The 8,343-nt window shown below is 31.0% G+C and carries 6 protein-coding genes; all 6 read left to right on the top strand.

The window, feature by feature from the left end; translation table 11 throughout:
• Positions 1-221: ferritin family protein (locus AC4FQ1_RS08825; RefSeq protein ID WP_491169492.1), on the top strand; the 221-nt coding region annotated here is incomplete at its 5' end.
• 277 nt (positions 222-498) lie between these two features.
• On the top strand, positions 499-3,072 hold the full coding sequence (locus tag AC4FQ1_RS08820; protein ID WP_491169491.1) for a DNRLRE domain-containing protein: 2,574 nt from the start codon (positions 499-501) through the stop codon (positions 3,070-3,072).
• Positions 3,073-3,250: 178 nt separating this feature from the next.
• On the top strand, positions 3,251-4,681 hold the full coding sequence (cls, locus tag AC4FQ1_RS08815; RefSeq protein WP_303129246.1) for a cardiolipin synthase: 1,431 nt from the start codon (positions 3,251-3,253) through the stop codon (positions 4,679-4,681).
• A gap of 240 nt (positions 4,682-4,921) precedes the next feature.
• A complete protein-coding gene (gene aroB / locus AC4FQ1_RS08810) occupies positions 4,922-5,974 on the top strand; it encodes a 3-dehydroquinate synthase (protein ID WP_491169490.1) in 1,053 nt (350 codons plus the stop codon).
• A 16-nt stretch (positions 5,975-5,990) separates the two neighbouring features.
• Positions 5,991-7,265: a 3-phosphoshikimate 1-carboxyvinyltransferase gene (aroA, locus tag AC4FQ1_RS08805; protein WP_491149128.1), complete on the top strand. Its 1,275-nt coding sequence runs from the start codon at positions 5,991-5,993 to the stop codon at positions 7,263-7,265.
• Positions 7,262-8,341, top strand: a complete 1,080-nt coding sequence (gene aroC, locus AC4FQ1_RS08800; RefSeq protein ID WP_491169489.1) for a chorismate synthase — start codon at positions 7,262-7,264, stop codon at positions 8,339-8,341. Before aroA ends, aroC begins: the two co-directional genes overlap by 4 nt.
• The last annotated feature ends 2 nt before the right edge of the window (positions 8,342-8,343 follow it).

Below are 8,343 nucleotides of genomic sequence, written 5' to 3'. Positions count from 1 at the left end.
TCGCTGAGCTTTTAGGTGAAGTATTAGAAGCAGATACAAAGAAAAACTTACAAGCAAGAGTAGATGCAGAATTTGGAGCATGTGAAGGAAAGAAAGAATTAGCAACTTTAGCTAAACAATTAAACTTAGATGCAATCCATGACACAGTACACGAAATGTGTAAAGATGAAGCAAGACATGGTCAAGCATTCAAAGGAGTATTAGATAGATATTTCTCATAATTAATATATAACACTTTAAATTATTGTCGAAAAAGTCTTTAGTTTTACTAAAGGCTTTTTTTCTTTATATTAAAATATTTTAATAATGTAATTGTTTAACAATATATCATTTAATGTTTTAAATTTTATATGTTTTATAATTAAAATGATTATGAATACTACAGGATAAAGTCTTCATTTTTAGAAAGTATAATTGGATTTTTAAAAATAGTTATTTTTAATAACAAAGTAATTTAATAGGAATATAATGTAATGATTACTTAAAGGCGGTGGTTTTTTGAAAGTCCAAAATATAAAGATATTTGATGATACTTTTGTTTCATCAAGTTATCCTAATAAAAATTTTTCAAATGAAAATGTATTAGTAGTATTGAAAAGAGAAAACTTTGAGTGTGATGAAAATTTAATTAATTCACTTATAAAGTTTAATATTGAAGAAAATATACCTTGTTCAGATATATGTAAAGTAGAGCTTAAACTTTTTGTAAGAAAGATTAGCTGTAATGGAATGTATATTGATATATTATATAATTTAGAAGATTATGATTTTGAATGTGTCGATTATGATACAGCTCCTAAGGGCAATTTATTTAAGAAAAATTTATTCATATCAGGAAAGTCACAAGGAAATTATATAAGTATAGATATAACTGAACTTTTTGAAGAATTTTCTGAACTTGACCTAGAAAATATAAGTATAACGATAAAATCATCAGATAATTATAATGGTGAGGTTATACTTGATTCATCTAGGGGTATTAATGGACCTATTTTAAGTATTTTATATAAGGAAAATTGTTGTTGTGATGGTATAGAAGGACCAAGAGGACCAGAAGGTCCGAGAGGAGAAGAAGGGCCAAGAGGACCAAAAGGCGAAATGGGATCAGAGGGTCCAAGAGGACCAGAAGGTCCAAGGGGAGAAGAAGGACCAATAGGGCCCGTTGGTAAAGAAGGACCGGAAGGTGCACAAGGTCCAAGAGGATATACTGGTGAAATTGGATTAATTGGACCAGAGGGGCCAAGAGGACCAGAAGGACCTAAAGGAGAAAAAGGAGAACAAGGAGAAGAAGGCCCAGAAGGACCAGAAGGGCCAGTTGGTAAAGAGGGACCAGAAGGACCAGAAGGACCAAGGGGAGAAGAAGGTCCGATAGGTCCAGATGGTAGTGAGGGACCAAGGGGACCAGAAGGTCCAAGAGGAGAACAAGGACCAGAAGGATTAAGAGGACCAGAAGGTCCAATGGGAGAGCAAGGACCAGAAGGAGAAAAAGGAGAGGAAGGACCTGAGGGACCTCAGGGGATTCAAGGACCTATTGGAAAAATAGGACCAGAGGGGCCAAGAGGACCAGAAGGACCAGAAGGACCAATGGGTATAGAAGGGCCACAAGGACCTCAAGGAATAGAAGGACCAGAGGGGCCACAAGGAGAACAAGGAGAAGAGGGGCCAGAAGGACCTCAAGGTATTCAAGGATTAAAAGGTGAAAGGGGTCCAAGAGGACCAGTAGGACCAATGGGACCAAAAGGAGATAAAGGTGATAAAGGAGAGCAAGGAGCTAGAGGGCCAGAAGGAATACAAGGGCCTAAAGGAGAAAAAGGGGAACAAGGCCCAGAAGGGCCAGAAGGACCACAGGGAATTCAAGGACCAGTAGGAGCAAGAGGACTAAGAGGAGAAAAAGGAGAAAAAGGAGATCCAGGAGAACAGGGATTAAGAGGTCCAGAAGGACCAAGAGGACCACAAGGTATTCAAGGTGAAAGAGGACCAAAGGGAGATCAAGGAGAGCAAGGTCCAGAAGGAGCAAAAGGATCAGAAGGACCAAGAGGTAAAATTGGCCCAGAAGGACCAAAAGGAGATGTTGGCCCAGTTGGCCCAGTTGGCCCAGAAGGACCAAGAGGACCACAGGGATTAAAAGGAGAAAAAGGAGACATAGGGCCAATAGGACCAATGGGATTAGCAGGACCAAGAGGAGAAGAAGGACCAATAGGCCCGGAAGGACCAGAAGGCCCAGAAGGTAAGGAAGGACCAAGGGGACCAGAGGGGCCAAAAGGAGCTAAGGGAGATAGAGGAGAAGAAGGACCAATGGGACCAATAGGACCAAGAGGACCACAAGGATTAAAAGGAGATAAAGGAGATAGAGGAGAAGAAGGACCAGTAGGTCCAATAGGAGTTATGGGACCTAGAGGAGAGCAGGGCCCAGAAGGTAAGGAAGGACCAAGGGGACCAATAGGGCCAGAAGGACCAAGGGGACCAGAAGGGCCAAAGGGAGATCAAGGAGAGCAAGGCCCAGTAGGACCACAGGGACCAGAAGGACCAAGGGGACCAGAGGGAGCAAAAGGAGCTCAAGGAGAAAGAGGTCCAGAAGGAGAAAAAGGCCCAATAGGATTAAGAGGACCACAGGGACCAGAAGGTAAAGAAGGACCAAGAGGTCCAAAAGGAGATCCAGGAACTCCAGTAACTGATGAATATGCATATATTTCTAGTGATAAGTGTCAATTAGTTCAAGGGCACGATGAAATAAAGCTTTTTGAAAATATAATTATATCAGGAACATCAATACAACATGTTGAAGGAGCAAGCAATATATGCTTAGAGAATGGAAGTTATTTAGTGAACTTTTCAACATCTGTTTCAGGAGAAGTTTGCTCAATTGCTGAGGTAAGATTAATTTTAAATGGAAAGTCAGTTGGTATAGCAGCTAGTGAAATAATTAAAAAAGGTATGCTTATTAATATATCAAGTAGTGCAATAATCAATGTTTGCGATTGTGATAATAAAGCTTTTCTGAAATTAGTAAATGGAAGTAAACTTCCTTTAAATTATTTCTTAACACGTATAAATATAGTAAAAATAATATAATTATTAGATAAGGTATAAGATTTATTCTTATACCTTATTTTAATATAATTTAAATTAAACAGTATAATTATAATTAATTTTATATTAATAAAATGAAAAGTGTAATAATTGAATACAAATTTTAAAGATAATATAATATACTAAAAATAAAGAAAAATTAAATAGGAGGTGTAAATATATGAGTATATTTGTGGTAGTAGCAATTTCATTAATAACATTAAATATTATTTTAGCTTTTTCTTTAATTTTTATAGAAAGAAAAGATCCAACAACAACATGGGCTTGGCTTTTAATATTTATATTATTACCTGGTTTAGGATTTGTAATTTACATACTATTAGGACAAAATTTTAGTAGGCAAAAATTATTTAGAGAAAAGATAGTAAAGGATGTAAATAAGAAAAAGCAATTAAATGAAATATTAAATGATGAAAGCGGACATGATGGTGGAAAAAGATTTTTAGATTTAAGAAGAATGAACTACAATAACAATGGTGCAAGATATACTATTGGAAATGAAGTAGATATATTTATAGACGGTGAAGTAAAATTTGAAAAATTATTAGAAGATATAAAGAATGCCAAAAAATATATTCATATTCAATATTATATATTTAGAAAAGATTTATTAGGTGCAAAAATAATAAAAGCTCTAGAAGAAAGGTTAGCTCATGGTGTAGAAGTAAGGCTATTAGTAGATAGTATGGGATCTTACACTATAACTAAAAGAAAATTAAAAATATTTTTAGAGCTTGGAGGAAAATTTGCTATATTTTTTCCGGGAATTCTTCCACATATTAATACACGTATAAATTATAGAAATCACAGAAAAATTGTTGTAATTGATGGAGAGTATGGATATGTAGGTGGTTTTAATGTTGGAGATGAATATGTAAGCCGTGACAAAAAAATTGGATACTGGAGAGACACTCACGTAAGAATAAAAGGAAAAGCAGTTAATGATTTAAATGAAAGATTTTTATTAGATTGGTGTTATGCATCAGAAGAAAATATAGAAGATTTTAGTACATTTATGCCAAAGCATGAATATACAGGTGGAGATGTGGGAGTTCAAATAGTAACAAGCGGTCCAGACCATAATGAAGAATATATTAAAAATGCATATATAAAGATGATAAATAATGCAAAAGAAAGTGTATATATAACATCACCTTATTTTGTTCCAGATGAGCCAATGTTTGAATCTATAAGATTATCAGCATTATCTGGAGTAGATGTTAGAATTTTAATACCAGGGAAACCAGACCATATGTTTATGAAATGGGCAGCTGATTCTTATATAGGTGAGCTTTTAAAAGCAGGGGCAAGGGTTTATTATTATCAAAAGGGTTTTATTCATTCAAAAACTTTAGTTGTAGATACAGCTGTTTCTAGTATAGGAACTGCAAATATGGATATGAGAAGTTTTTATCTTAATTTTGAAGTTAATGCATTTATTTTTGATGAAAATAAAGCAAAAGAATGTGAAAATGACTTTATGATGGATTTAAAAGATTCTACAGAAATAAAACTTGAGAAATTTGTAAATAGGTCAAGAGGTAGAAGAATTATGGAATCTATAGTAAGATTACTGGCTCCGATACTTTAAAATAGTTATTTTAAAAATTTTTTGATATTATTTTTATTATAAATTAAACAACATAATTAGTTAGTATCTTATAAAATAAAAATGAGCTTAAGGGCTCTTTTTTATTTTATAAGATGTAATAGTCCATAAAATATTATGTTTATGGTAAACTATTATAAGAATTAATAGTAATTTACTATGATTAATAAATAAAATTAGGCTATTTATTAAAAAATTCATGAAAATTAAAAGAGGTGCTTTATGAAAAAACTTTTAGTTAATTTAGGAGATAACTCTTATAACATAGAAATAGAAAAAGGATTAATAAAAAATGTAGGAAACAAAATAAAAGAATTATTTAATTGTAATAAAGTGTTTATTTTAACTGATAAAAATGTAGATAAATATTATGGTGATATAGTAGAAAAGTCATTAGAAGAAGCTGGGTTTGAAACATCAAAATATGTAATTATTCCAGGAGAAGAAAGTAAGTCATTCCACTCTCTTTTACCTATATATAATAAATTATTAGACTTTAGGTTAACTAGAAAAGATTTAATAATAACTTTAGGTGGAGGTGTTGTTGGAGATCTTGGTGGATTTATTGCATCAACATTTTTAAGGGGTATACCTTTTGTACAAATTCCAACAAGTTTACTTTCACAAGTTGATAGTAGTGTTGGAGGAAAGGTTGGAGTTGATTTAGAAAGAGGAAAAAACTTAGTTGGAAGTTTTTGTCAACCAAAACTTGTTTTAATTGATCCATGTGTTTTAAATACATTAGAAGAAAAGTTTTTTAAAGATGGAATGGGAGAAGTTATAAAGTATGGATTCATAAAAGATTTTGAGCTGTATAAACTTTTAAATAGTTTAAATAGCAGAGAAGAAGTTATGGAGAATATAGAACATATAATTTATACTTGCTGTAATATTAAAAGAGAAATAGTAGAAAGAGATGAAAAAGATTTAGGAGAAAGAATGATTTTAAATTTTGGTCATACTTTAGGTCATGCAATAGAGAAAAAATATGGATTTAAAGAGTTTACTCATGGAGAGGCTGTTGGAATTGGTATGTATTTAATTACAAAGCTTTCAGAAAAAAAAGGTTTAGTTTTAAATAATTATTCTGAAAATGTTAAAGAAATATTAGTAAGACATGGTCTTCCATTTAATATAGATTTAGGTGATAAAGATGAAATAATAGAAACTATATCACTAGATAAAAAGAATATGGGAAGTGTTTTAAAGGTTGTAATTATGAAAGAGATAGGAAATGCAGAAGTTTATAATACAACAATAGATTTCTTTAAATAGAAGGGAGAACTATTTTATGGCTAGTATTAAAATTGGAAATAATAAGTTAAGCGGTGAACTTTTAATTCCTCCTTCAAAAAGTATGGCCCATAGAGCGGTAATTTGTGCATCTTTAAGTAGTGAGGAAAGCTTAATTAAAAATATAGATTTATCAGATGATATAATAGCAACAATAAATGGAATGAGGGCTCTTGGAGCTCAAATAGAAATTTTACAAAACTCATTAAGAATAAAAGGAATAAACTTAAATAATAAATCCTTTAAAGAAGATAGAATAATAGATTGTAATGAATCAGGTTCAACTTTAAGATTTTTAATTCCAATTGCTACATTAGTAAATGGAACTAATAGATTTATAGGCAGAGGAAATTTAGGAAAAAGACCATTGAATATTTATTATAATATATTTGAAAATAATAATATTAATTATACATATAAAGAAAATGAACTTGATTTTGTGTTTTCTGGAAAATTAAAATGTGGAGATTTTAATGTAAGAGGTGATGTAAGTTCACAATTTATAACAGGACTTATGTTTACACTACCTTTATTAAATGGAGATTCAAAAATTATTATAGAAGGAAATTTAGAATCAAAAGGATATATAGATTTAACATTAAAAGCACTTAATGATTTTGGAATTATTATAGAAAATAAAAATTATAAAGAGTTTTTTATAAAAGGAAATCAAAAATATAAAGGAAGAGAATATAAAGTTGAAGGGGATTATTCGCAAGGAGCATTCTTTTTATGTGCTGATGCAATAGGAAATAAGGTTTTATGTGATGGATTAAATATTAATTCTCTCCAAGGTGATAAAGAGGTTATAGATATATTAGAAAGAATGGGAGTTAAATTTGAAATAAAGTTAGATAAGATAATTGGTTATTCAAATGAAACTTTTGGTACAATTATTGATGCATCAGGTTGTCCTGATATTATACCTATATTATCAGTAGTAGCAGCCTTATCTAATGGGAAAACAGAAATAATAAATGCAAGAAGACTTAGAATAAAAGAGTGTGATAGACTTCATGCAATAAATTTAGAACTTTCAAAGCTTGGAGCTAAAATAGTTGAAAAAGAAGATTCATTAATTATATATGGAATAGAAAACTTTAATGGAAATGTTGAGGTTTGGAGTCATAAAGACCATAGAATTGCTATGATGCTTTCCATTGCTGCAACTAGATGTAAAGAAAGTATAATACTTAAGGATTTTGAATGTGTATCAAAGTCTTATCCAAGATTTTTTGAAGATTTTAAAAGGCTAGGAGGAAAAGTTGAATGAGCGGAGTTTTTGGAAATAATATAAAGTTATCTATATTTGGAGAATCTCATGGAAATGCTATTGGTATAACTATAGATGGACTTCCTTCTGGTTTTAATATAGATTTAGATAAAATTAATTTTGAAATGGAAAGAAGAGCTCCAGGAAGAAATAACTTATCAACTGCTAGAAAAGAAGGAGACAAAGTAGAAATATTAAGTGGAATATTTAATGAAAAAACTACAGGTACACCTCTTTGTGGAATAATAAAAAATAGTGATAAAAGATCTAAAGATTATAGTAAGCTTAAAAATTTAATGAGACCTGGTCATGCAGATTATACAGGTTTTGTTAAATATAGTGGATTTAATGATTATAGAGGTGGAGGCCATTTTTCAGGAAGAATAACAGCACCAATTGTTTTTGCAGGTTCAATATGCAAACAAATATTAGAAGAAAAAGGAATAAAAATTGTATCTCACATAAAGAGTATTTATAATATAGAAGATGATAGTTTTGATTATACAAATATAAGTGATGAATTAATAAATAATCTTCCAAAAGAAGAATTACCTTTAATAAATAAATCATTAGAAGAAAAGATAAGAGAAAAAATATTAAATGCCAAAAGATCAGGAGATTCTGTTGGAGGAGTTATTGAATGTGCAATAATAAATGTAAATCCAGGAATAGGTGATCCATTTTTTGATTCAGTAGAATCAGTTTTAGCACATCTTTTATTTTCAGTACCCGCTGTTAAAGGTGTTGAATTTGGAGAAGGTTTTAATATTACAAAGCTTATGGGTTCAAAAGCTAATGATGAATTTTACTATGAAGAAAATAAAGTAAAGACTAAAACTAATAATAATGGTGGAATATTGGGTGGAATAACAAATGGTATGCCAATAGTATTTAAAGTTGCAATAAAACCTACTGCTTCTATATTAAAGCCACAACATACTATAAATATAGAAGAAAAAACAGAAGAAGAATTAAATATAGAAGGAAGACATGACCCTTGTATAGTACAAAGAGCCTTACCTGTTATTGAAAGTGTAGCAGCTATAGGGATTTTAGAACTTTTGAAAGGACGATAGCA

This window comes from Clostridium sp. TJA020 (genome assembly GCF_058310295.1).
This window is presented reverse-complemented; position numbering and strand designations above follow the sequence as displayed.

Bases quoted from the DNA above. Each gene is read 5' to 3' on its own strand.
- cls (WP_303129246.1), top strand. From the start codon at position 3,251: ATGAGTATATTTGTGGTAGTAGCAATTTCATTAATAACATTAAATATT.
- aroB (WP_491169490.1), top strand. From the start codon at position 4,922: ATGAAAAAACTTTTAGTTAATTTAGGAGATAACTCTTATAACATAGAA.
- aroA (WP_491149128.1), top strand. From the start codon at position 5,991: ATGGCTAGTATTAAAATTGGAAATAATAAGTTAAGCGGTGAACTTTTA.
- aroC (WP_491169489.1), top strand. From the start codon at position 7,262: ATGAGCGGAGTTTTTGGAAATAATATAAAGTTATCTATATTTGGAGAA.